The sequence below is a fragment of the Aminobacter sp. MET-1 genome (genome assembly GCF_026521175.1).
Taxonomy (GTDB): domain Bacteria; phylum Pseudomonadota; class Alphaproteobacteria; order Rhizobiales; family Rhizobiaceae; genus Aminobacter.
In genome coordinates this window covers 1-280 of record NZ_JAMSHL010000087.1, presented here as the reverse complement: position 1 = coordinate 280, position 280 = coordinate 1, and the positions used below count along the sequence as shown (strand labels likewise).

Sequence of the window (280 nt, the reverse complement as noted above, 5' to 3'; positions counted from 1 at the left end):
ATGTCGAGTATCACAATATCCGGCGCATGTTCACGCGCAAGTTGTAATGCATCCACACCGTTATCCGTCTCAGCAACGACTTCATAGCCATGTCGTTCCATGAGCATACGTACAGCAAGACGGATCACGGGATGATCATCCACGATCAGCACTTTATTCATGGGTAATTCCAATTTTCGCTGTTCGAATTTTTAGAGTCAGCACAATAGCCTAGTCGTAACACCCTGGGCATAGCGCCCCCCCCGAGCACTAACAGCCAAAGACATCACCTACATAAAAT

1 protein-coding gene is annotated in these 280 nt (G+C 47.5%); it reads right to left on the bottom strand.

The window, feature by feature from the left end:
* Positions 1-161, bottom strand: a 161-nt coding sequence (locus tag NDO48_RS30610; protein ID WP_267322904.1) for a response regulator, incomplete at its 3' end; no start/stop codon positions are given.
* Positions 162-280: the final 119 nt, after the last annotated feature.